The 22,304-nt window shown below is 54.9% G+C and carries 29 protein-coding genes; 6 read left to right on the top strand and 23 right to left on the bottom strand.

Annotated elements, in window-relative coordinates; all coding sequences use genetic code 11:
- From EQG79_RS01755 to EQG79_RS01715, 9 genes are all read right to left on the bottom strand, one after another.
- Window positions 1-852 (bottom strand): DUF58 domain-containing protein, encoded by an 852-nt coding sequence (locus EQG79_RS01755; RefSeq protein ID WP_129599487.1) that lies wholly within the window; start codon window positions 850-852, stop codon window positions 1-3.
- A gap of 196 nt (window positions 853-1,048) precedes the next feature.
- On the bottom strand, window positions 1,049-2,023 hold the full coding sequence (locus tag EQG79_RS01750; protein WP_077920013.1) for an AAA family ATPase: 975 nt from the start codon (window positions 2,021-2,023) through the stop codon (window positions 1,049-1,051).
- A 101-nt stretch (window positions 2,024-2,124) separates the two neighbouring features.
- Window positions 2,125-2,742, bottom strand: a complete 618-nt coding sequence (locus EQG79_RS01745) for a DUF4159 domain-containing protein (protein WP_077920012.1) — start codon at window positions 2,740-2,742, stop codon at window positions 2,125-2,127.
- A gap of 73 nt (window positions 2,743-2,815) precedes the next feature.
- Window positions 2,816-3,322: a GNAT family N-acetyltransferase gene (locus tag EQG79_RS01740; RefSeq protein WP_077920011.1), complete on the bottom strand. Its 507-nt coding sequence runs from the start codon at window positions 3,320-3,322 to the stop codon at window positions 2,816-2,818.
- A 21-nt stretch (window positions 3,323-3,343) separates the two neighbouring features.
- Entirely contained in the window at window positions 3,344-3,811 is a 468-nt protein-coding gene (locus EQG79_RS01735; RefSeq protein ID WP_317126229.1) for a DinB family protein, read from the bottom strand.
- A gap of 39 nt (window positions 3,812-3,850) precedes the next feature.
- The gene (locus tag EQG79_RS01730) at window positions 3,851-5,188 is read right to left on the bottom strand and encodes a TldD/PmbA family protein (RefSeq protein ID WP_077920009.1); all 1,338 of its coding nucleotides are present in this window, start codon (window positions 5,186-5,188) and stop codon (window positions 3,851-3,853) included.
- Window positions 5,189-5,211: 23 nt separating this feature from the next.
- A complete protein-coding gene (locus EQG79_RS01725; RefSeq protein ID WP_077920008.1) occupies window positions 5,212-6,852 on the bottom strand; it encodes a TldD/PmbA family protein in 1,641 nt (546 codons plus the stop codon).
- Between the two features lie 85 nt (window positions 6,853-6,937).
- Window positions 6,938-8,278 (bottom strand): TldD/PmbA family protein, encoded by a 1,341-nt coding sequence (locus tag EQG79_RS01720; RefSeq protein ID WP_077920007.1) that lies wholly within the window; start codon window positions 8,276-8,278, stop codon window positions 6,938-6,940.
- Window positions 8,279-8,401: 123 nt separating this feature from the next.
- On the bottom strand, window positions 8,402-10,045 hold the full coding sequence (locus tag EQG79_RS01715; RefSeq protein ID WP_129599484.1) for a TldD/PmbA family protein: 1,644 nt from the start codon (window positions 10,043-10,045) through the stop codon (window positions 8,402-8,404).
- Window positions 10,046-10,261: 216 nt separating this feature from the next.
- Between EQG79_RS01715 and EQG79_RS01710 the strand changes: the two genes are divergently transcribed.
- Window positions 10,262-10,477 carry a hypothetical protein gene (locus EQG79_RS01710; protein WP_077920005.1) on the top strand — a complete coding sequence of 72 codons (216 nt, stop codon included), beginning with the start codon at window positions 10,262-10,264 and terminating at the stop codon, window positions 10,475-10,477.
- A 76-nt stretch (window positions 10,478-10,553) separates the two neighbouring features.
- Here the strand turns inward: EQG79_RS01710 and EQG79_RS01705 are convergent, their stop codons facing one another.
- The 14 genes from EQG79_RS01705 to EQG79_RS01645 form a co-directional block, all read right to left on the bottom strand.
- On the bottom strand, window positions 10,554-11,654 hold the full coding sequence (locus EQG79_RS01705; protein WP_129599481.1) for an ATP-grasp domain-containing protein: 1,101 nt from the start codon (window positions 11,652-11,654) through the stop codon (window positions 10,554-10,556).
- Window positions 11,655-11,829: 175 nt separating this feature from the next.
- Window positions 11,830-12,027, bottom strand: a complete 198-nt coding sequence (locus EQG79_RS01700) for a hypothetical protein (protein ID WP_129599478.1) — start codon at window positions 12,025-12,027, stop codon at window positions 11,830-11,832.
- Between the two features lie 40 nt (window positions 12,028-12,067).
- A complete protein-coding gene (locus tag EQG79_RS01695; RefSeq protein WP_129599475.1) occupies window positions 12,068-12,283 on the bottom strand; it encodes a hypothetical protein in 216 nt (71 codons plus the stop codon).
- A 254-nt stretch (window positions 12,284-12,537) separates the two neighbouring features.
- Window positions 12,538-12,807, bottom strand: a complete 270-nt coding sequence (locus EQG79_RS01690) for a DUF4031 domain-containing protein (RefSeq protein ID WP_206445571.1) — start codon at window positions 12,805-12,807, stop codon at window positions 12,538-12,540.
- Between the two features lie 290 nt (window positions 12,808-13,097).
- A complete protein-coding gene (locus tag EQG79_RS01685) occupies window positions 13,098-13,277 on the bottom strand; it encodes a hypothetical protein (protein WP_129599469.1) in 180 nt (59 codons plus the stop codon).
- A 19-nt stretch (window positions 13,278-13,296) separates the two neighbouring features.
- Complete coding sequence (locus tag EQG79_RS01680) at window positions 13,297-13,983, bottom strand: class I SAM-dependent methyltransferase (protein ID WP_129599466.1); 687 nt, start codon at window positions 13,981-13,983, stop codon at window positions 13,297-13,299.
- Window positions 13,984-14,001: 18 nt separating this feature from the next.
- Window positions 14,002-14,595 carry a hypothetical protein gene (locus tag EQG79_RS01675; RefSeq protein ID WP_129599463.1) on the bottom strand — a complete coding sequence of 198 codons (594 nt, stop codon included), beginning with the start codon at window positions 14,593-14,595 and terminating at the stop codon, window positions 14,002-14,004.
- An 8-nt stretch (window positions 14,596-14,603) separates the two neighbouring features.
- Window positions 14,604-15,473: a response regulator transcription factor gene (locus tag EQG79_RS01670; protein ID WP_129599460.1), complete on the bottom strand. Its 870-nt coding sequence runs from the start codon at window positions 15,471-15,473 to the stop codon at window positions 14,604-14,606.
- Window positions 15,474-15,481: 8 nt separating this feature from the next.
- Window positions 15,482-16,027: a hypothetical protein gene (locus tag EQG79_RS01665; RefSeq protein ID WP_129599457.1), complete on the bottom strand. Its 546-nt coding sequence runs from the start codon at window positions 16,025-16,027 to the stop codon at window positions 15,482-15,484.
- Window positions 16,028-16,029: 2 nt separating this feature from the next.
- The gene (locus tag EQG79_RS01660) at window positions 16,030-16,353 is read right to left on the bottom strand and encodes a hypothetical protein (protein ID WP_129599454.1); all 324 of its coding nucleotides are present in this window, start codon (window positions 16,351-16,353) and stop codon (window positions 16,030-16,032) included.
- Window positions 16,350-17,540: a hypothetical protein gene (locus EQG79_RS01655; protein ID WP_129599451.1), complete on the bottom strand. Its 1,191-nt coding sequence runs from the start codon at window positions 17,538-17,540 to the stop codon at window positions 16,350-16,352. Before EQG79_RS01655 ends, EQG79_RS01660 begins: the two co-directional genes overlap by 4 nt.
- Window positions 17,537-17,722: a hypothetical protein gene (locus tag EQG79_RS30895; RefSeq protein ID WP_165358823.1), complete on the bottom strand. Its 186-nt coding sequence runs from the start codon at window positions 17,720-17,722 to the stop codon at window positions 17,537-17,539. Before EQG79_RS30895 ends, EQG79_RS01655 begins: the two co-directional genes overlap by 4 nt.
- 13 nt (window positions 17,723-17,735) lie before the next feature.
- Window positions 17,736-18,380, bottom strand: a complete 645-nt coding sequence (locus tag EQG79_RS01650; protein WP_240699240.1) for a hypothetical protein — start codon at window positions 18,378-18,380, stop codon at window positions 17,736-17,738.
- Between the two features lie 60 nt (window positions 18,381-18,440).
- Entirely contained in the window at window positions 18,441-18,740 is a 300-nt protein-coding gene (locus tag EQG79_RS01645) for an SH3 beta-barrel fold-containing protein (protein WP_129599448.1), read from the bottom strand.
- Between the two features lie 177 nt (window positions 18,741-18,917).
- On the opposite strand from EQG79_RS01645, the gene EQG79_RS01640 reads away from it, so the two are divergent.
- The 5 genes from EQG79_RS01640 to EQG79_RS01620 all read left to right on the top strand — a co-directional run bounded on the left by EQG79_RS01640 (window position 18,918) and on the right by EQG79_RS01620 (window position 22,301).
- Window positions 18,918-19,487 carry a terminase small subunit gene (locus tag EQG79_RS01640; RefSeq protein ID WP_165358822.1) on the top strand — a complete coding sequence of 190 codons (570 nt, stop codon included), beginning with the start codon at window positions 18,918-18,920 and terminating at the stop codon, window positions 19,485-19,487.
- Complete coding sequence (locus EQG79_RS01635; protein WP_165358821.1) at window positions 19,465-21,045, top strand: terminase large subunit domain-containing protein; 1,581 nt, start codon at window positions 19,465-19,467, stop codon at window positions 21,043-21,045. The genes EQG79_RS01640 and EQG79_RS01635 overlap by 23 nt, the downstream gene beginning before the upstream one ends.
- A 4-nt stretch (window positions 21,046-21,049) precedes the next feature.
- Window positions 21,050-21,346 (top strand): hypothetical protein, encoded by a 297-nt coding sequence (locus EQG79_RS01630; RefSeq protein WP_129599439.1) that lies wholly within the window; start codon window positions 21,050-21,052, stop codon window positions 21,344-21,346.
- A gap of 146 nt (window positions 21,347-21,492) precedes the next feature.
- Complete coding sequence (locus EQG79_RS01625; protein WP_129599436.1) at window positions 21,493-22,113, top strand: hypothetical protein; 621 nt, start codon at window positions 21,493-21,495, stop codon at window positions 22,111-22,113.
- A 2-nt stretch (window positions 22,114-22,115) separates the two neighbouring features.
- Window positions 22,116-22,301, top strand: a complete 186-nt coding sequence (locus tag EQG79_RS01620) for a hypothetical protein (RefSeq protein WP_129599433.1) — start codon at window positions 22,116-22,118, stop codon at window positions 22,299-22,301.
- Window positions 22,302-22,304 lie beyond the last annotated feature (3 nt).

Genomic DNA, 22,304 nt, shown 5'->3' with positions numbered 1-22,304 from the left:
CTAACGCAGCAAAAAGGTTTTTAATACCAGCGCAATCGGCTCGCTCAGCCGCACCCGGATGAGCCGGACGTGCGGAATCCGCAGGGCTTCATCCAGCCTGGCCAGATAGTCCGATGCCCGTTGCCGGACTTCGTCGCGTACCGCTTCGGCCTGGAGTTCAAGCTCCTGGCCGGTTTCCATATCCTGGAACCGATAAAACCCGCTCAGGTCGAAGGTCAGTTCCGTATCGCCCAGCAGCTGAAAGATAACGATCTCCCGACGTGGCCCGGCTATGTTTCGGATGAGATTCAGCCACTCGTCGCCCACCTGCAAAAAGTCCGATGCCATAATGAGCAGTTCGCTTTGTTTCCGGCTGAATTCCGGGAAGCTAGTGCTGTCACTTTGCCAGGCCCCCGCGGCCCGAGCCGACTCCAGCGTCGCTACCACCTTCTGAAACGACGACTTACCGGCGGCTACCATCAGCTGAACAGCGCCGTTCTGCAACCCGTACAGGCTCAGCTGATCGCCCTGCCGGTTGCCGATGTAAGCCAGCGAAGCCAGCAGAATCTTGGCATAGGCCAGCCGGTTTACGCCCGCTTCGGTATAATTCATCGAGCCCGACAGATCGAGCAGCAATCGGATATGCTGGTTACTCTCGGTAGACGACTCCCGAATGAGATGATGGCCGGTCTGGGCAAACCGTTTCCAGTCGATCCGTTTCGGATCATCGCCGGGTACGTAGTGCCGAAACTGCTCAAACTCGGTTCCCACCCCCGACCGGCGGCTGGCCTGGATCCCAAGCAGCAGCTCATCGCTGACCAGCTTGCCGGCCAGCTGAAGGTTGTTGAGTTTGATGAGATCGGTACTGAGCATGTTGATTCGTTTTCAGAGTTGAGGTCATGATCACTAAACACCGTGGTCCGTGTCCCCACGGACCACTTGTTCGGATGGTATTGCTGACGCGCGAGTGGTCCGTGGGGATCGGAGCGCCGACCGCACGGACCACGGTCACGGGAGGTCATAAACACCGTGGTCCATGGGGTCGGCGCTGTAGCTCGTCCGGACACATTTACTTCACCGCTTTCAGCAGTTCATCGATGACCCGATCGGTGGTGATACCTTCGGCATCGGCGCGGAAGTTGAGGGCGATTCGATGTCGCAGGATCGGGAAGGCCAGCGCCCGGATATCGTCGGGGGTTACCGAGAATCGTTCGTTCAGCACGGCCCGGGCTTTGGCACAGAGCACCAGCGCCTGCCCCGCCCGCGGCCCCGCGCCCCACTCGACCCACTGTTTGACGAATGCTACCGATGAGTCGGCTGGCCTCGACGCCCGCACCATCCGGTTAATCAGGCTGATCAGTTCGTCGCTGATGTGAACCTGACGGGTCAGTTTCTGGAGGTCGAGGATGTCCTGATCGGTTAGGATCGTTTGCAGGTCGGCGCGACTGGTTCCGGTCGTGCTGCGGAGAACCTCCAGTTCTTCGCGCTCGGAAGGGTAGCTGAGCTTGATATAGAGCAAAAACCTGTCGAGCTGGGCTTCGGGCAGGGGATAGGTGCCGGCCTGTTCGATGGGGTTTTGCGTAGCAATGATCAGGAACGGCTTCGGCAGGGGATAGTCGGTACCGCCGTAGGTAACCTTGTACTCCTGCATGGCTTCGAGCATGGCCGCCTGGGTCTTGGGCGGAGTCCGGTTGATCTCGTCGGCCAGCACCACATTGGCGAAAATGGGCCCCTGGTTGAACTGGAAGAACTTTTTGCCCGTGTTGTGGTCTTCTTCCAGCACTTCGGTACCTACGATATCGCCCGGCATCAGGTCGGGGGTGAACTGGATGCGTTTGAAGCGCATAGCCAGCGCATCGGCCATGGTGCGGACCATAAGCGTTTTGGCCAGGCCTGGCACCCCTTCGAGCAGACAGTGGCCACCCGCCAGTAAGGCCGTCAGAACTTCGTTGACGGCGTCCTGCTGTCCGATGATGACCTTGCCGATTTCAGCCTTCAGCAGCGGAAGCTTGGCCACCAGGGCTTTGTAGTGTTGTGTTTCCAAAATAGTCAGGTTGTATAGAAGGGTACACGGAGAGCAATCAGGTGCCTGAAATTCGCCGGGGCTCCGTGCCTTTCCTCCGCGAATTCTGATGTAGTTTGGGGTCAGGCCGTCAACGCATACGTCACGATATTGACACCGAACTTGGTATTGTCTTCGGCCAGAAACCGTTTGTTTCTAAAATCATAGTCCCATTCGCAGCCGTAATCTTTGTTGCTATACAGCACCCCGATCCGGCCGTTGACGATAATTGCTTTCAGGTAATCATGGACGAGGTCATCGCCCCAGCCATTCAGCTCGAACGAGGTCGTTGGCGGCCCCTCCGGAAATTTAAAAAAACAGCTGTAGATCGGGTGGGTGTTGGGAATCTTCTGCAACGCTTTCGGCCCGAACGTCCGTTCCATCTCCTGCTCGAATGACTTGGCAAACAACCCATCAATGTCATGGTTACAGTCATCGACAAAGACGAAGCCACCATTCTGTACATACCGCTTGAAATAGTCCCGCTCGGTACCCGAAAACTCGACCAGCTTATGCCCGCTGAGGTAGCAAAACGGGCTTTTGAACAGGTCGGGACTGTTGAGCCGCACTACACGCTCTTTCTGGTCGACGGGCAGGGTAGTATACTCCACCAGGGAATGCAGCAGATTCGTAGGCATTCGCTGATCGGTATCCCAGTCGCCGGAGGTGTATTGGATGCGGGTGAAAACGAATGGTTTCAAAATAAGCAGTTGAGTAAGCCGGCAATACCGGCGCGGGTCATATTATACTAACGCGGGTTTGGTGGATATACCATCAGCCGAGTGGTTTTTTCATGATCAGATCGTCCATGATGAAGCCATTGCCAATGTCGATGGTCTCCGACCCTGCCACTGCGAATCCCAGCCGTTCATAAAAGCCAACGGCTTTATTGAACCGGTTTACGTTCAGAGAAAGGGCCTCGTCACCGGCCTGCCGGGCCGCATCGGCTACCGCACCGACCAGTGCGTTTCCTACGCCTTTACCCTGGCTCTCGGGCACGATATACAGCTTGTGAATCTTCGTGACGGGCTGATGCCGATAGGTCAGCTCGTACGAAACATACCCCAGAAAGGTATCCTGGTCGGCTTCCTGCGCCAGTAAAAACACATGCTTCTGCTCATGCACCTGCGCCCGGAGGGCCATCGGGCTGTACATCATCTCCAGCATGTACTGAATCTGCCCGTCGGTCAGAATCTGCCCGAACGTTCCGGGCCAGGTTCGGTAAGCCATGTCGCGGATTACGGGTAAATGCTCGTCGGTAGCTGGTATAATCGTAATCATCTCCTGCGCAGAAACAGCGGACTACTGATCAAGTAGCCGTCTGTGGTAATTGATTTGCCCCAGGTGGTAACCCAGGTGGGTGGCCAGATGAATCAGCAAAAAACCGGTGGTGGTTGGCTCGTTCAGCACCACGATCGGATAGGCCTGCTCCAGCTGCTGATCATCGAGCTGGCGAAGGGTCTGCTCAACAACGGCTATCGTCTGCTCAACCTGATTGATCAGCACTGCTTTGGTAATCCCCTTGAGCGCGAACTCCGCCGGGCGGTCGCGTACGTATCCGGTTTTGCCGAGTTCGGCACCGATATAGGTATTCAGATTGCCCACCAGATGCAGACAGAGGTTCCCTGCCGAGTTGGGAATCTGGCCATCGACTGCCCAGATTTGCTCTTCTGATCGATAGGCGTCAATCTCGTTCCTGAGTCGTTCGAGGTCCCGGCGAAACAGCGCCTGTAGGGTATCCAGCACCATGCGGTAGTTGATAAATAGCAAATAGCCATCGGATGGGGGCCACCCGATGGCTACGGATGGCTATACGGCGTCTGACAGGCTGGTGAAGGTAAACTCCCGGATCTTCATGGGCGGAATCAGGTAGTTCTGATCCGACTCCGTGCTGACCACGCGCTCTGGCTTGCCCAGGGCTTCGAGGTTGTTGAGCATGATGATCGGGCTTTCGTTGAACCGGAAGTTCTTGACCGGATGCTTGATCTTGCCATTCTCGATGTAGAACGTACCGTCGCGGGTGAGTCCGGTCAGTAGAATCGTTTGCGGATCGACCTCGCGGATGTACCAGAGTTTGGTGACCAGAATACCCCGCTGGGTGCTCTTGATCATATCGTCGAGCGATGAGTTGCCGCCCATCATGATCACGTTGTTGGGGCCCGGCAGCGGTTTTTTACCCTGCTTCTGGGCCCAGTACCGGGAATACGACAGGTTCTTGACAACCCCTTTTTCGATCCACATGGTTTTCTGCTGCGCCTGCCCGTCACCCGACCAGGGCGACGCGGGTAGTTCAGCATTGGTCGGGTCCGAGTAAATCGTGACGCGCTCGTCGACGATCTTGTCGCCAAGCCGGCTTTTACCACCTGACTTGCTGAAATAGGACCGACCTTCATCGGCCGACCGGGCATCCATGTTGAAGAATACGTTCTCCAGGAGTACCACCGCTGCGGTAGGTTCCAGAATGACGGTGTACTTACCTGGTTCGATGGCTCTGGCTTCGGCCGACCCCCGCGCTTTCTGAATAGCGATGCTGGTAGCGGCTGCGGTGTCGAGTTTGGTGATATCGCTATAGCCCCTGGCTACGTAGCCCGACCCTTTGCCGTCTTCGGTGCGGACGGTCAGCGAGAAGTTGACGTTGGTGCTGGGGTAATAGGCAAACAATCCTTTTGAGTTCATCATGGCCGAATAGCCATGACGATCTTCCATAAACCCGGCGGCCGTCAGCCTGGCGTCGCGGGTCAGTTGCAGACTTTTCGCAACGGCTTCGGCCCGGGTGTCGGGGGTGATGTTGGCGGTCGTGTCGAAGAAGCCGTTCGCTTTCAGGTACGTCTGCGGCCCCAGCACGCCCATGTATTCGGGGTTTTCGGGTGCCAGCCGCGCGAGTTCTTCGGCCCGCCGAACCACTTTTTCGAGCGAGGCATCGTCGAACTCGTCGATAGTAGCCGTCCCGACTTTCTTGCCAAATGACGACTGAACAACCAGGTTCTGGTTGGTGAGCGAGCCGCTGGTGCTGACCTCGTTACGGGCATAGCGGACGTTACCGCGTTCTTCGCCCGACAGGTTTACTTCGCACTCGTCGGCTTTCGAGTAGCTCAGGACTTTTTGAAGCAGGGTTTTCGCTTCTGCCTCGGTGAGTATAGTTGCCATGGTAGGTTTGCGGCTAAACGAACTTAGATCTTCCGTGCGGTATTGATCACATTGACGCCATTGAACCGGGTCGTGCTGCTCCCGTGCGACACGGCGCTCGACTGCGGAGGCTGCCCTTTTCCATCGAAGAACGAACCGCCCAGCCGGTAATCTTTCTCATCGCAGACGGCCGCGCAGGAGTTCCAGAATTCCTGGGTGTTCGACTGATAGGCCACGTCTTTGAGCATACCGGCAATTTCGCCGTTCTTGATTTCATAGAACAGCTGTCCGCCAAACTGGAAGTTGTACCGCTGCTGGTCGATGCTGAACGAGCCATCGCCGATGATGTAAATGCCCTTTTTCACGTCTTTGATCATCTGCTGCACGGACAGGGGCGTTTTGCCGGCAGCCAGCGATACGTTCGCCATCCGCTGAAACTGTACGGAACTCCAGCTGTCGGCATAGCAGCAGCCCTGCGACTCGTTCTCGCCGATGATATGAACCTGATCGCGGATGGCCTGGTAGTTGACCAGCGTGCCGTCTTTTACCAGATCCCACTGTTTACATTTTACGCCTTCGTCGTCATACCCAACGGCGCCCAGCGAACCCACCTGGGTTTTGTCGGCCACGAGGTTGACGAGTTTACTGCCGTAGTTGAAATTTTTGCTTTTCCACTTGTCGAGGGTGGCGAAGCTGGTACCGGCAAAGTTGGCTTCGTAGCCCAGTACGCGGTCGAGTTCGAGGGGGTGGCCCACTGACTCGTGGATGGTCAGCCAGAGGTGCGACGGGTCCAGCACGAGGTCATATTTACCCGCTTCGACCGACTTGGCCGCATGCTTGGCCCGCGCCTGCTTGGCCGCGGCCGTTACATCTTCGAGCATGTCGTACCCTTTGTTGTAGCGGGTCGTGATTCCGGTTATCTTGTCCGACGGGTTGGCCTGTAGGTATTCGTAACCCATGCCCATCGGCGCGCTGAGCGACTGACGGGTTTCAAACTTGCCCGTTTTGGGGTCGATGGCGGTGACGGTAAACAGGGGCCACATGCGGTGAATGTCCTGGTCGGCATAGGTGCCGTCGGTCGAGGCAAAGTATTTTTGCTCGTTCACCATGAACAGCACCGAGTTGACGTAGTTGGCACCGTTTTTCAGGGCCGCCCCGTTCACCTCCATCAGCAGATCGACCTTTTCTTTGATGGGCACTTCGAACGCGTTTTTGGTGATCGGCGCTTTCCAGCTTACTTCGCCATAGCCTTTCTGGGGCGCTAGTTGTACCGGCTCTTTCATGAGCCTGGCGTTGGCTTTGGCAATGGCAACGGCTTTCTCGGCGGCTTTGGCGGTGTCGGCTTCGCTGCGGGCATCAACAACGGCGGCAAACCCCCAGCAACCGTCGGCAATCACCCGGACGCCTACCCCGTATGATTCGGTATTGACGATGTTCTGTACCTTGTCTTCGCGGGTAACGACAAACTGGTTCAGGTACCGACCGATACGTACGTCGGTATACGTAGCGCCCCGACTCTTGGCCGCGTTCATGGCCGCATCGGCCAGGCGCTTTTTGGTGGCCACGTCGACGCCTGTTTCGAGCAGGGCTTCCGGCGCAACAGTACGCGAAAAGGCAGGTAGGGAGGGGAGCATCAGCCCGGCTGTGCCCATACCTAGTATGTTGGTAAAGTCTCGACGATTCATGGGATACGTTTGGGATGGGAATTCGGAATGCGTTCATGGTATATGGCTGCCGCCCTGGCCGACCATATACCATGAACGGGTTGAACTAAACGGCGTCTGACAGGGAGGTGAACGTAAAGTCGCGGATCTTCATGGGCGGAATCAGGTGACCACCCGCCCGAACCGGTTTGCCGAGGGCTTCGAGGTTGTTGAGCATGATAACCGGGCTTTCGTTGAACCGGAAATTCTTGACCGGGAACTTGATCTGGCCGTTCTCGATGTAGAACGTACCGTCGCGGGTCAGGCCGGTATAGAGCAGCGTTTGCGGATCTACGGCGCGGATGTACCACAAACGCGTCACCAGAATTCCCTTGTCCGTACTCTTGATCAGATCGGCCAGCGACTGCGTGCCGCCCGCCATGATGATACCTCCCGGCGACGGAATGGCTTTTACGCCTTTTTTGTCGGCCCAGTAGCGGGAATAGTACATGTTTTTGACCACGCCATTTTCGATCCAGGCTACCTTTTCCTGCGGGCGCCCATCGGAGCCACCGCCACCGAACCGGCCACCCCCTCCGCCAAACGGGCTAAGCGGCAATTCGGCGTTCATGGGGTCGGTGATGATGTTGACGCGCTCGTCGAACAGTTTTTCGCCTAGTCGGGTGCCGCCCCCTTTTTTGCTCAGGAACGACCGGCCTTCGTCGGCATTGCGGGCGTCCATGCTGCCCATCATGTTCTGCAGCAGTTCGACCGAGGCTGTTGGCTCCAGAATAACGGTGTACTTGCCCGGCTCGAGCGCCCGCGCCGACGACGACGCCAGGGCTTTCTGCATGGCTACTTCGGTGGCCGCTTTGGTGCTGAGTTTGCTCGTATCGTTCACATCGCGGGCCGCATAGCCCGAACCCAGACCGTCGGCAGTACGAACGGTGATGGAGAATTCAACCCCCGTCGAGCGGTTGTAGCCAAACAGCCCTTTGCTATTGCCGATGGCCGAGAACCCCGTCGAGTCCTCGAGGTAACCGGCGGCTGTTAGGTTCTTCTGGCGGCAGGGGTCGATACTATCGAACGCGGCTTTGGCGCGGTATTCGGGGTCTATTTTAGCCGTGCTTTCGGCGTAAGTATTCGTGTCCAGGTATTTCTGGGGGCCGAGCATCGGCATGTACTCCGGGTTCTCGGGCGCCAGCCGGGCAATTTCTTCGGCCCGCCGAACCGTTTTTTCGAGCGAGGCATCGTCGAACTCGTTGATGGTAGCGGTTCCGGACCGTTTGCCATAAACAGCGGTGATGGCCAGGCTCATATTGTCCGACTCCCCGGAGGTCGATACCGAGTTGCGGGCGTATCGGATATTGCCCGTTCGGCCACCCGACAGGCTGACAGCGGTCTCGTCGGCTTTCGCGTACGAGAGAACCTTGTCGATAATTTTTTTGGCTTCTTCTCTGGTTAGCATTGTCTCTTGACGGTTGTTCTTACTCGTTTAGGCAGCGGCTGTGCCGGACGATCGATGCCGCGCGGAATCAGGCAATGACTGCCGTCGGGTAGCGTATCGTCGGGCCGAACAGCCTGATGCGGGTTAAATCTTCCGGCCGGTATTGATGACGTTGACGCCGTTGAAGCGCGTCGTGGCCGACCCGTGCGAGACGGCGCTGACCTGACTGGGTTGCCCCTTACCGTCGAAGAACGAGCCGAAGGTGCGGTAATCGTCCTGATCGCAAAGCTGGGCGCAGGAGTTCCAGAACTCCTGGGTGTTCGACTGGTAGGCGACATCGTCGAGCATACCGACAATTTCGCCATTCTTGATTTCGTAGAACAGCTGCCCGCCAAACTGGAAGTTGTACCGCTGCTGATCGATCGAGTATGAACCGCGGCCAATGATGTAGATGCCCTTGTCGACCCCTTTCACCATGTCGAATACCGAGCGTTTTTCGGACCCCGCCTTCAGCGATACGTTCGGCATCCGCTGAAACTGTACCGAGTTCCAGTTATCGGCATAGCAGCAGCCGTGCGACTCGTTCTCGCCAATGATAGCCGCCTGATCGCGGATGGCCTGGTAGTTGACCAGGATGCCGTCTTTGATCAGATCCCACTGTTTGCAGGGAACGCCCTCATCGTCGTATCCAACAGCACCGAGCGAACCCACCTGGGTTTTGTCGGCCACGATGTTGACCATTTTGCTGCCGTAGTTGAAATTTTTGCTTTTCCACTTGTCGAGGGTGGCGAAGCTGGTACCGGCGTAGTTGGCTTCGTAGCCCAGCACGCGGTCGAGCTCGGTAGGGTGACCCACCGATTCGTGGATGGTCAGGCCGAGGTGGTTAGGGTCCAGCACCAGGTCATATTTGCCCGGCTGAACCGTCTTGGCCGAAAGTTTCTGCTTTACCTGTTTGGCCGCCAGGGTGGCATCTTCAACCATGTCGTACGAGTTTCGGTAGCCTACCAGACCATAGGGGGCTGCAATCTTCTCGGAGGCCAGCCCGTCGAGGTATTCGTAGCCCATACCCATGGGGGAGGAGAGCGCGTCGCGGGTTTTGAACTTCCCCGACGTCCGGTCAACGGCCGATACCGTAAACGTAGGCCAGATGCGATGCACATCCTGATCGATGTACGAGCCATCGGTCGAAGCAAAATATTTCTGTTCGTTGACAAAGAACAGGTTGGAGGTTACGAAGGCTGCGCCATTCTTCATGGCTTCGCTGTTCACCTTCATGAGCAGATCGATTTTCTGCCCGACAGGAATCTCGAAGGCGTTTTTCTGGAGGGGCGTCTTCCAGGTTACGTCACCAACGCCTTTCTGAGGGGCGAGTTTTACCGGTTCGGTCTGTAGCCGGGAGTTAGCTTTGGCAATAGCAACGGCAGTTTCGGCGCAACGGGCAATGGCTTCGGGCCGAACGTCGCTGGTGGCCGCAAACCCCCAGGTTCCGTTGGCTATTACCCGAATGCCGATGCCGTACGATTCGGCGTTGACAACGTTTTGTACTTTTTGCTCACGGGTAAAGAGGAACTGTTGCAGGTACCGGCCAATGCGCACATCGGTATAGGTAGCTCCTTTACTTTTGGCAGCATTCAGCGCTACATCGGCCAGGCGCTTTTTGGCGGCCGCGTCGGCGCCAGGCTCAAGCAGGCGTTCGGGAGCAACCGTGTTGCCAAGGACCGGAATGCCGGCTACCATCAGGCCACCGATGCCCGCGCCGGACAACTGCATAAACTCTCGTCTTTTCATATTGACTGGTACTGGTTAGAGTTCCCGTTGATGATCGGGTTTGTTCAGCGAACTATTCGCAAACCGCGAATATGGCCAAAAAATGGCTTACTATGTATGGCAAGTTGACTATTTTGTGATGAATGGTAATTGCTTTTGGGTCAGGGTGCCAACGAATATTTGGCAAACCTGTGTTCACCCTATTTCTTTGCTATATAGTACAAAAGCAACCCGACGATGCCTGCAACACCCCAGCAACTGGAAGACTTTATTCAGGATGTGCTGATTAGTCTACATGCCAACATCCGCGATCTGGAAGAGAAACGGGCCTTCGCCGATCCGGAAGAACACGCCTACATTGACGGGCGTCTGTTCAGCTACATCGAGATGCTGGCTATTTTGCGCGCTTCGGCCCGCGATATCGGCATTGATCCCGGCGCCATAGGTTTGTAACGAACGAACCAGCCCCGAGACGGCGTCCCGGGGCTGGTTCTGTAAGCAGGCTGCGGTCAGACGGGCTGACGCCCGGTTATTTCTTCGCCTTTTTAGGCTTGTCTTCCTTCTTGGGTTTGTCGGCTTTTTCAGCTTTGGGCGCTTTGTCGGCTTTGGCTTCTTTGGCGCTTTTTTCGGCCTTTTCGGCTTTTGGCTGTTTCGTGTCCGGCGCGGTCAGGCCCGTGCCGGCTACAGAACCGCGTACAAAGGTGCCCCAGGTCAGGTTATCTTTGCCGGTCTGTACGCGACGGGCCCGCTCGATCGCCATGTTTGCCGCGGCTTCGACAACCCATTCAAAGTTGGCCTGACCTACCGAGTGAATGTCGGCATCGGGGGCGGGGTTGCAGAAGTCGATAGCGATCGGAATACCATCGCGAACGGCAAACTCAACCGTGTTGAAGTCGTAACCCAGGCCGTGGTTCAGTTTCAGTACGTAATCGGTCATGGTGGCCAGCAGCTTTTTGCCCGCATCGCCGGTGGTTTTCATCTCGGCTGCGTAGCGCAGGTGGTGCGGATTCCGTGGCTCATACGGCATGATCCGCACGTCTTTGCCGCCAATGCAGTAGCACCGGAAATAATCGTCGAAATCAATGGCTTCCTGATAGAGCATGACCAGCTGCCCCGTTTCGTCGTAGGCCCGGAACATCTGCTCGGGGTTATCAACTTTGTATACGCTTTTCCAGCCACCACCCGCGTGAGGTTTCATGAACGCCGGAAAGCCAATGTGGTCAAAAATGGCGTCCCAGTTCATGTGCTGAAGGTTGCGGAACGAATTATGGTTGGTATCGTCGGGGCGCTCTTTTGAGGGCAGCAGGATCGTTTTAGGAACGGGCACACCGAGCTGTACCGCCAGCGCATTGTTGAAGAACTTCTCGTCGGCGGCCCACCAGAAGGGGTTGTTGATAACGGCTGTGCCGGTCAGTGCTGCGTTTTTCAGAAAGGCTTTGTAGAACGGTACGTCCTGCGAGATGCGGTCAATGATCACGGCATAGTCCGTGGCCACGCTCTGCTCGACCCGGTCGATGCTGACAAATTCGGCGGTAAACTCGCTTTGCTTTTCGTTGACGCGGTCGACAAAGGCCTGCGGGAACGTATTCTCCTGACCAAAAAGGATACCAATCTTAGTTAAGTTGCTCATAATGTTACTGTTGATGTGTCGATTACAAAAGCTGGTACAACAATAGGGTAACTGGTTGGCTGTTTACCCCTGATGCGGGGTAAAACTACGCACCTGAATGGCATTTGCAAAAAACACCCGGCCAGTAAAACCGACCGGGTGTAGGTAACCACACTAACTCTATTCCCAATTACTTTCAGGCACCGAAAAAGCTCTCCACTGCTTCATCGGGAATCTCTATGCCCGTTTCCTTTTGTACATGATCGACAAATGCGCCGATCAGATTAATGTTCCGCTCAGTACGAGCCGCCAGTTCGTCGTCAGTCTCTTCGATTTCATTAATGAAATGATCAATCATCTGATTGAATCCTTCAGGTTTTTCGTAGTCACTCATTGTTCAGCCGCTTACCGCCCGGCTGGCGTTGGTTTGGTGGTTAGATAGCTTTAAGCATCTCTAAACGTTTCCTAAGCTCATCAAGAAAGTCAAGGGCTTTGTGCAGATCTGTAATGTCCTGGGTTGTAACCGAATTGGTTGCCTCTAATCGCCTGCAAACCACCACAACTTTACTCTTGACCGAGATTTGCCAGTTTAAAAGGTCCTTACGTTGTTGTTCAAGGGCTGGCCCCTTTAATTCATCTTGTTGTTCCATCGTTTGGCCGCTTACCGCCCGTCGGCGTTGGTTTGTTAGAACTATGAATACCGACTTTGCTTACTTAGGGGGGACCGGGTTAATTGACGGGCCAAGTTTTTAGCCCTACGCGAAACGTTGAATTGATCAGCACCTAACCCCCACTTTATTTGCGGCAGGTCGGATGAAACCGAGAAGCCGACAACCTGCTCACCTTCCCGAACGCATATTTTGCTTTCAATAAAATTCTTTCTCTTTTCCATCTCCAATCTAATTTATGGCTGATACAAGGGATGACCGGGGCGCTTAATAAGCATTCGGCCCAGCTGCAACAAGGTGACTTCCTGCGCTCCGAGCCTCAAAGCTTTTGCCTTTTTGGCCTGGCATATATCAAAGTGCTCGTTGTACGTGCCTGCGTCCTGAATCCACTTCCTATTCACGCCAATCTGATCGGCCATCGTCAATAGCTCCTCTGTAGAATCGGCTATCATGTGGCACATTTTCATGCCTCTGTAGCAGGCGTTAAAATTGTCGATGTAGACCATAATCTCTACCGCTTAGCGCCCGGCTGGCGTTGGTTAGTAGTAATACACATTCGATCCGAACGCTCGCAGCGTAGATACGCACTGCTTCAGCTCAGCATCCACAGTAGCCATCAGGCGTTTGCACCTGGCCTTATAGGCGTGCCAGGCAGACATGTTGTATAGCAAGCTGTGTTCTCCCCAGTTAACGTCCTTAGGCGTGCCGCGGTAGCTGATCGACCTCAGCCTATCCTTTCGTTTGCGCAGGATCTTGTGCCGCTGTTCGGCTCTGACGCGTGGGTTGTCGTTCAGTGTCATATCCTGTTGAATAGGTGTCTCAATAAAGCCAGGCACAACCCGACGCAGAAACCGGCCACCCGGGCGGGTTTGACGCGCAGGCCTGGCTGCGACGTACGGTTGATGTGAATCAGTAGCAGGCCGATCGCGATGACGATCAGCAGCTGCGTTAACGGGGCGTGTGGATAGTGTTTCATGGTTGAGATGGGCTCCCGATCAGGAGCGTTTTTTTTGGTTGCGTCTGAATACCCAGAAATACGAGTGGAACTTACGGGCGTGGTTCTGCTTTACCATCCCGCCCCGGAAGCGATTACGGGCAAAAAGTATGAACAGGTCTACTGCTTTGAACCCGGCCCGCTGTGCCATGTGCAGCACCTCGTTATGAATAAAGTAATTGCTCCGGCCGTGTACAAAATCCTGACACTTGAACACGACGATACCCCTGGGCCTGACGACGCGGGCGAACTCGTCGAGAGAGGATTGATAGTGCTCCCGCAGTTGAGTAATGGTGCGGTAGCCGCCGTACTTCTGACCCATCACGTACTCGTCGGAGTCCTTGTGATTCGTGACCACGAACGGCGGGTCGAACATGAGGCTGCGAACGCTCGAGCTGGGCAGCGGCAGTTTTCGGGAATCGCCCTCGATGGCTTCGGGCCGCTTCGGGGCGATATCGAAACAATGAGCCGGCCGGGGGATAAGGCCCGAGTAAAAGCCACCGTACCCGTAGGTTGCATCTACATCGAATGTGCTGCCGGCAACATATAGCGTCAGGATGCTGTGTAAGATTTCCTGCTGATCGAAAGCGACCGTCTTGATTTCCGGGCAAATCTGTAGCTGCTGACCCCGTGCGGGTTTCTTCGTTTGTCTCTCGACGAGAGGCTGATTGAACAGGTCTGTATTCATATTCGTACTTGGCCAGAGCTAAAAAATGGAGAGTTGTTTGCCGACGTCCAGCTGCTTGAACGTGTATTCAGGAGCACATACTACTAGCTGCCGCCCGCCGTTAGTGAGCAACATCCCGGCATAACTTCGTTCCCGGTTGCCCAGATCCACTTGTTCGAAGTGTGGGCCATATTTCAGCGGGGTGAGCGGACCTTTATAGGTTTCCAGCGGCTCGACTCGGTACGCATTGATATAGAGCGGAACCCCGCCTTTATGACACGATCCGCTGTATATGTACTCTTGATTCTGCCAAAAGAAGGTTTTAGAGCAGCTTTTTTCAATGATGCTCGTAAGGTCACTTTTGCTGTATATCTCCCTGCATTTGGCTTCAGGGACGTAAATTTCATTTGTCGGCATAGCTTGTGGATCGGATGTGCCTGATAGTTTGCGTTGGTGCTCAACAGCCCGCTCGTGATCGCCCGGCCAGTCCAGCATATAACCCGCACCATCTTGCAGAACGATGTTGGGGGAGTGGGTGCCAGCCAGCACCCCCCTTTCCGAAAAATTGTAGTACTCCACACCCTTCTGTTTTTTCCAGAAGCGCATGTACTCGATGACGACGGTCAGCTCCATAATGCAGGTCAGGCGATTTCCGGAAACTCTTCGTAGTTCTTCCAGGTGAGCTGGCCAATTTTCCGGCCTTCCCGATGCGCGTTCCAGGCTTTCACCGTCATGGCCATCCGCTCGGCTGCCGTGAAGTTGAAACGGCCGTCACGTGCGGCCTGCAGGCGCTGACGGAGAATTAGCACGGGGTGCCCCTCGGTCAGGTTCAGGCCGGTGGTGATCTGCTGTAGAAATTCATCAGCCTGCTTGGGTGCCTTTTTCGCCAGCAGGTAATGCAACGCTACCCATTCGCCGGGGTTGAGCAGCTTACAGCGTTTCGACCAGGCCGACGCTTTGCTGGCTGATGTCTCAACATCGTGTTTGGCTGTATAGGCCAGTATCTGGGCATTTGTGGCGGCTCGCTGTTTACCGCCCATGATGGCCAGTACTCCGCGTTCGTGCATGATCAGCAGTTTGGCCGCTGCGGATACCGCCGTATAGTTTTTCAGGCCGTCCGTGGCCAGCACGTCCGCGGCCGATCGGCTACGACCGGTGTCGAGCACGGCGAAAATCTCCTCTTCACAATCCCAGGCTACATACAGCCGCTGTGTCGTTTCGCTTTGTACGATGGCCAGCAGTCGGTGTTGGCCGTCGAGCAACCGCCCCGACTTACCGATCTTGATCGGGTCGCCGGTGATCTGCCAGGCTCCGGCCCGCATCTGATCAGCCAGAAACCGAACGTGCCGTTCCTTGTGGGGCCGGTTGTCGGTGTTCCTGTCGAGGAATTGCTGAGCCAGTTCGGGGGTGATGGTTTCGAGCTGGAGATGCATGTCCGTTACCTGATTTTCTACAGGTGTGGGGGTGGACACTACCGCGTCAGGATTTTGAACGAAGGTGATTTTTGCCATGATAGTGGTTAGAATAATGTGAATTGTCCGTGCTTGTCGGCTTGAACCAGCTCTTGCTTTAGTACTTCGTAAGTCATCGGCTGTAAGTGTTCGTAGCCCTCGACGAGCGGATGATTATGCGGCCGGTTCTTGTTGTAGTCCCAGCCTAACCCTTCGGCCCGAATGACACCCATATCGAAGCTGGTGTACCATCTGAATTGGTCTGTATGCTTACTGTACGCACAATTGCAGAAGTACACCAGGTGCATCACGTTCGAGTGGTAGCCTTGAATTGAGCCAGCCGGTGGCATTCGGGTTATGCTTAAACTGAGGGATGCGTTGGGGCTATCGGGGCGCTGATTCATCCGGCATGGCAGGGGTGTTCGTATCCAGCCGAACTCCATTGTCATGATATGGTGGTTGCTGTAGTCGGCGAACTTGACAACTACCGGGATCAGACCTAGCTCCGGAGCGATCACCTGTAGCTTATCGCCGTCCGTGTAGACAATGCCGTCGATCTCGAATGAGCGTACGACTGGCGGGGCTTCTTCCTGCTTAGGCTTCGTCTTTGCCATGGTTAGAATAAGGAGGTTTGTGCCTGATCGGCGGGCTTCTGTTTGCGCTTCTCACGTGCTGCGCAGGTAGGGCATACCCAGCCGGTAGGGGTTTCGTTGGCCAGCCCTAACAGTTGCTGTAGGGCCGCGATCCGCAGCGGTATCTCGCAGGTCCATTGCGGCACATACGTTCCATCGAGCAGCTCCTCTAAGCGTCCCAACAACTCGTCCTCGGTGAACTGGCACGCCTGGTAGAATTCAACCCACATGCCTACTGACTGAGTGCTGCACCAGCTGGGATCGTCGTTCGCGGGCGCTGTCTCGAATAGCTGATCGTAGCTGCTCATAACTCATCCAGTTTCGTCTGATACTGATTGATGAGCTGGGCAAGACTTTCGTTGAATTCGCCCAACAGTGCAACCGTTTCGGGTTGCAGATCAGGCAGGAACGGAAATGGGTGCGACTTCAGCTTCTTGAAGAAATCCTTAACCGTTTTCTTGTCGGGAGCCAAGAGTTTCTGACGCTCCCGGTTGGCCCGCAATTTCTCTTTCTCAGCTTTTTGTTCAGCTTTTATTCGCTCAGCCTCCTCAATTTGAGCCTGACGTTTACGTTCTTCGAATCGTCGATCGTAATCAACAGCTTGCTGAATCAATGCGTCGAACTGCTCATCAGTAAAGCTCAATAATGAATCATACCGAACATTGTGATTAGGATGGAAGTAGTTGCCGCTACTCTCTGTGTAGCCAGCTTCGATTAGCCGTTTTCCACGATTAAGGCGGATTGTATTATTCAGTTCATCCTGCTGACGTTTCAGCTCCTCCTGCTGTTCTACTATTTTGCGACGCTCCTCGGCCAACTTGTCAGCCTCTGCTTGCTGTTCAGCTTTGATGCGCTCCTGTTCCTCTTTGTACCGACGTTTTTCTTCCGCCAGCCGGGCCTGCTCAGCTTCGTGTATGGCCTGAGCATCGGTCAGGATGGGCGCGTATTCCTCATCCTCCATCTCTTTGATGTCATCGAAATTGATCACGTCGGTTTTCTCCTCATCATCGACGTAGTAAAACCGGCTGTATGATTCGGTAGACGGATTCCATTCGTAGCCGATCGCGCGGAGTTGGTTGATGCGTCCTTCGGTACGCTTCTGCAGGAAAAGGGCTTTTTCGCGGGCGATCCGCTCACGCTCATCATTGTACGCCTTCTCTTTCAGAGCCAGGCCGTTTTCAATCTCTTCCATGGGTTCGGTCAGCTCTTTGGCCAGCTGATCAACCTCCCGGTTATAGTCAATGTGGGGCCGCTTCAATTCGTCCTGACGCTTCTTCACCGCTACCCGCTGGCGCTTGATCACCTGCCGGAGATCATAGACCGTTTTGAAACCGGCTTTGTCGTCAGGCCCGGCGATCTGGAGCCCGGCCGCTTCGGCCCGCATGTGGTCAATGTCTGCTTTGGCAACCTCGAACGAGATCGGCTGAGAAAGGGGAGTTTTAAACATCGGTACGGCGTCATGTACCTGTTCGTCTTGTGCGATATCGATATTCATTGTTTGATCAGTTTTACGTCGTCAGCGGGATATGCTTTTGCTTTCGTGCAGCCGTCCTCGAGTACTCGGGCCTGGCCTGTCGGAGTCCAGTTCATGAACGAGCCGGTAAAATTTCGCTTGTGATAGCCCCCGCGGTGCACGGCGACGCGCACCCGGGAGCCATGTTTGATTTCGGTATTCATGACCGCTACCTGATTAGATAGGACCTTGGGTCATGTCTTCACCGGTAGCTACTTCGCCGGTTTCAGGATCGGTACCAGCGGGGGGAAGGTATCCAGCCTCAGCGGCCGTACCCTCGATGAAGGGGTTATAGAAGCCGTACGACGTTTTGATATTGGCGATGTCGGTTAGCGTCTCCTGCCGGAAAATCCGGGTTTCCTGCGCAAACTGTTTCAGCGGAGCCGTTTGGGCAGGATCGGCCATCTTATAGGAGAAATCAGCGATGTAGTAAACACCTTTGGGCTGAATCTTGGTGTTCTCTTTCTTCTCCGCTATGGCCGTGATAACTACGTCGGCCAGCGTCAGATCATCGTAGTACAGCGGCTCGATCAGCCGGAAAATGTTGTCTACGGAATAGCCGTGAAAGAGGAGGGCCGATACGCAGTTCTTGTCGTCGATGAAGAAGATCTCCGCCCAATTCTTCGTACCCATATTCAGGATGTTGTCGGTGAAGATCCGCCATGCGATGGGCTGAAAGGTCATGGTGCGGCCTACCTTCTCTATGCCATTGATGTTGAAAACGCCCTCTTTGGCGTCGAAACGGTATTGTTTCGGGTGGCCGAGGAGGTACTTAAAATTAGGAGCGGATTGCTCAGCAGGGGTGGCGTTTGTTTTTGCCATGAGGGGTAAGAGAATTGAAAGATGAAAGAGCGCCGGGTCAAACCCGCCCGGCATCGGGTATTATTCGATGATCAGACGGTCGGCTCTGAATGAGCGCCAGTCCCAGCGGTCGATGTCGAAGTAGGTGATCACGAGTGCGCTTTTGGCTGGCGCTGGTTTGGCCGACGTGGGGGGAGCTACTTTGTTGTAGCCGACTGCGTACCGGGTTTCCCCGTTCTCCTTCTTGTAGAAAAAGCCTACCGCTTTGTGGGCCATCTCAAACTTGATCCGGATAGCGGCCCAGGCCCGCTTCATGGCTTCGGCCCAGCTCTGGCCAGTCTTCCGAATGGCGTGGGCAAGTGTGGTGATCTGTTTTCTCATGTCTGTTGTTGTTAAATCGCAATGCTAAGTTCGGTATAGTACGGGAAATTTGCAAGTAAATTTGCAAGAATATTATTATTAATACGTACTACGGGTGAGCCGAAATCCGTACTCCTGATAATGGTTCGTATTATTGTACAAAGGATTACCACTATGGAAGAGGAACCGATAAGTGATTTGCCAATTGATACAGACAAGCCCTGGCATGACGGACTGACCGATAAGCAGCGCCGGTTTGTGGAGGAGTACGTTAAGGATCAGAATGGAGCGCGGGCCGCCCGCGTAGCTGGCTACTCCGAACATTCTGATGATGAGATCGCTTACGAGAACCTCAGAAAACCCCAGATTCGGGGGGCCATCGATGCGTACCTGAATGCCAAGTCAATGTCGGCGGCTGAAGCCGTTCACCTGTTGACCCAGTGGGGTAGGGGTACGCTCGAACATTTCATTGCCGCTGATGGGCAGCTTGACATCGAATCCGACCAGGCACGCGCGCATATCCATCTGTTGAAGGATATTGAGCAGGTCAAGACCGTACACACAAGCGAAACCGGGGTGACGGAAACGATCCGGACGAAACTCAGGCTCAACGATCCCATGACGGCGGTAAGCAAAATTCTGGAGGTGCATGGCCGCATCATCCAGCGTCGTGACGTTACCAGCGCTGGCAAGGCTATTCACAACGTCGTGTTTTATATGCCGGATAACGGCCGTGATCCACAGAATGAGCAAGCCGCAGATCATTAAGCCGCAGATCGGTTTTCAGGAACAGTTCATGTCGTCGAGAGCAGATATCGCTATTGGGGGCGGGGCTGCTGGCGGGGGTAAATCATGGGTGCTTACCTATGAAGCGACCCGGCACCGGGCAAACTCGTTTTATTCAGGTGTGCTGTTCCGTCGCACCTACCCGCAGGTTATGGCGCCTGGCGGTTTATGGGAGAAGGCCCGCGAATTGTACCCACTGATGGGCGCACACTCCAGAGATGCCGATTGGATGTTTCCTGGCGGTGCCTGGCTGGCCTTCCGTCATATGCAGCACGAAAAGAACGTGTATGACTGGCAGGGCTCAGAGCTGGCCTATATCGGCTTTGACGAGTTGACTCAGTTCAGTGAAGGCATGTTTTGGTACATGCTGAGTCGTAACCGCTCCTCCTCGGGCATCAAACCCGTTATGCGGGGCACGTGTAACCCTGACCCCGATAGCTTTGTGGCCACTCTGATTGAGTGGTGGATCGATCAGGACGAAAAGATGCCCGACGGTTCGCCTAACCCCCGATATGGGTTTCCGATACCGGAGCGCGCTGGCCGGCTTCGCTATTTCACCAGGGATAATGATGCGCTGGTGTGGGGCAATACCATGCAGGAAGTTATTGACAAAGCTCCCCATATGTTTCAGGGGGATCTGGCCAATGTCAAACCCAAGTCGCTGACGTTTATTCCAGGGGATATCTTCGGCAACAAGATCTTTCTGGCTAAAAACCCCGACTATCTGGGTAACCTGATGGCTCTGCCTGAGGAGGATAAAGTCAGGCTGTTGCGCGGTAACTGGAAAGTTCGGGCTGATGGCCTGGCTTTATACGATCCGGCCGCCGTTGGTTCTATCTACACAAATTACGCTCCCTCCGACGGTAGTCGGTATATCACCGGTGATATCGCCCGGTTTGGCCACGACTGGACTGTTCTGCTGGTTTGGCAGGGCTGGGAAGTGGTAGGGTGTCTGATCATGAAGGTCAATGATTCACCTGAAGCGGTAAAGGCTATCGAGTTCCTGCGCAGCAAGTTTAACGTGATGGCTCACCATGTTCTGATTGATCAGAACGGTGTAGGGGGGGAGGTTTTGTCGCTAAGGCGCGATTACCAGGGCTTTCTCAATAATGCTACCGCCCTAGAAGATCCGGCAACACGGGTTAAGGAAAACTACAAGAACCTTAAAACGCAGTGTTACTATCGCAGTGCGGCCCGGGTAAATCGGGGAGCCATCAAAATAACACTCAATGACGACAATGTTTGGATCTACGAGTCGTCCACGGATGCCGCTGGTGGTTATGTGCACAGCATTCACCGCAGTTGCCGTACCAAGATGGGTAACAAGCTGGTTGATATCCGGGACGTGATCAAAACCCAGTTGCGGGCTATTCGTAAAGAAGCGGTCGACAGTGAGGGCAAGCAACAGATCAACTCCAAGGAAGCGCAGAAGATTCTCCTGGGCGGTTGGTCGCCTGACTTTGCCGACAACATAATGATGCGAGAGTACTTTGAGCTGACCGGCCCGCGCCGACGCTTCGGCGGTTTCGATAATTCGTAAAATTATGATGGAGACCAAAACCATAACCTATCATATCCAGCATGACGATCCGGCTCCAGTGGTTGGTCAATACATGGTTTTTGTTGGTAAGCGGGGTATCCTCTCTGTACACCTGGTTCGATCTGTTCGTAAAGTGGTTCCCCGCGTAATTAGCGAATATGCCAAATATCGTATGGTGTTACTGCCTCAGCCGGAACTAAAAGCACTTACAGACTACGAATGGGATGAAGATGGATTGGCGGTCTGGGTGCGAGGGGAGCCTGCCCTACCCAGCGTGTGGATGCCAAGAAGTTCAAAATAAAAGTGGTACGGGTTTGTGGCTTATGGGGTGTGGCTTATTTGCAATTATATTGCGAATACCATGCATTTATTTATTTTTGTCCCAATCCAGCCCCACTACCGGACGGTGTGGCCTAAAGCAAGCAACTCTTTAGACAATCCGTCACGATGAAATTCCTCGATTGTAATGCCATTACCGGGCCGCTGACGGCTCTCACTGCCTCGAACTGCATGGTCATGCTCCAGCAGGTTCGGCGTTTCGGCTTCCAGCTGCTTCAGCCCGGCACGGCCCTCGGTACAGATACGACAATCTTAGCCCAGGGCACCCACACGGCCGCGATGGCTCTGACAACCGATGCCAAACTGCTGGTACCGAAGTTCAAAGTTTATTCTCCCGAGTTGCCCTCGACCGAAGCTGTCAAGATCGGCTCGAACGACAACAGCACGCCAGCCGGCCGCTCGATCGTCGTAGGCCAGACGGTGCCCGTTTTCAACGGCATGTACACCGGCCTGACGCCTACCCAGTACGACGAGGTAGAAACACTGTTCGCCCGTGCCAACGCCAACGCCGATTTTGATACGCTGGGCTTCTACGCCTACCTGGGCGATCGGCAGTTCATGTGCAGCAAGACCTTCGGTCCCATCCCTGCGCACTCGTTCTTCATCGGTGACCCCACCGGTGGCCAGCTGCACAGCCTGACTCAGTTCCCGATCAACTTCGAGCTGGAAAAAGGCTGGTACCGTGACGTGATGGTAGTAACCCTGAACTTCAATCACAACCTGCTCTAAGCATGGCAGCTGCTAAAAAGATGAAGTTCAAAGAACTGGACCCCGCAGAGGGGCCAGCCCTCGGCCGTACGCTGACGCTGACCGAGGATGAGGGGAACGCCCTGCTGGAGTATCAGAAAACCCACGTAGCCTGCTGGGAGCTGATAACGCCAAAACAGGACCCCGAACCATCCACCACGACCGAGTAACCC

This window comes from Spirosoma sordidisoli, from assembly GCF_004138325.1.
GTDB classification, from domain to species: domain Bacteria; phylum Bacteroidota; class Bacteroidia; order Cytophagales; family Spirosomataceae; genus Spirosoma; species Spirosoma sordidisoli.
This window is presented reverse-complemented; position numbering and strand designations above follow the sequence as displayed.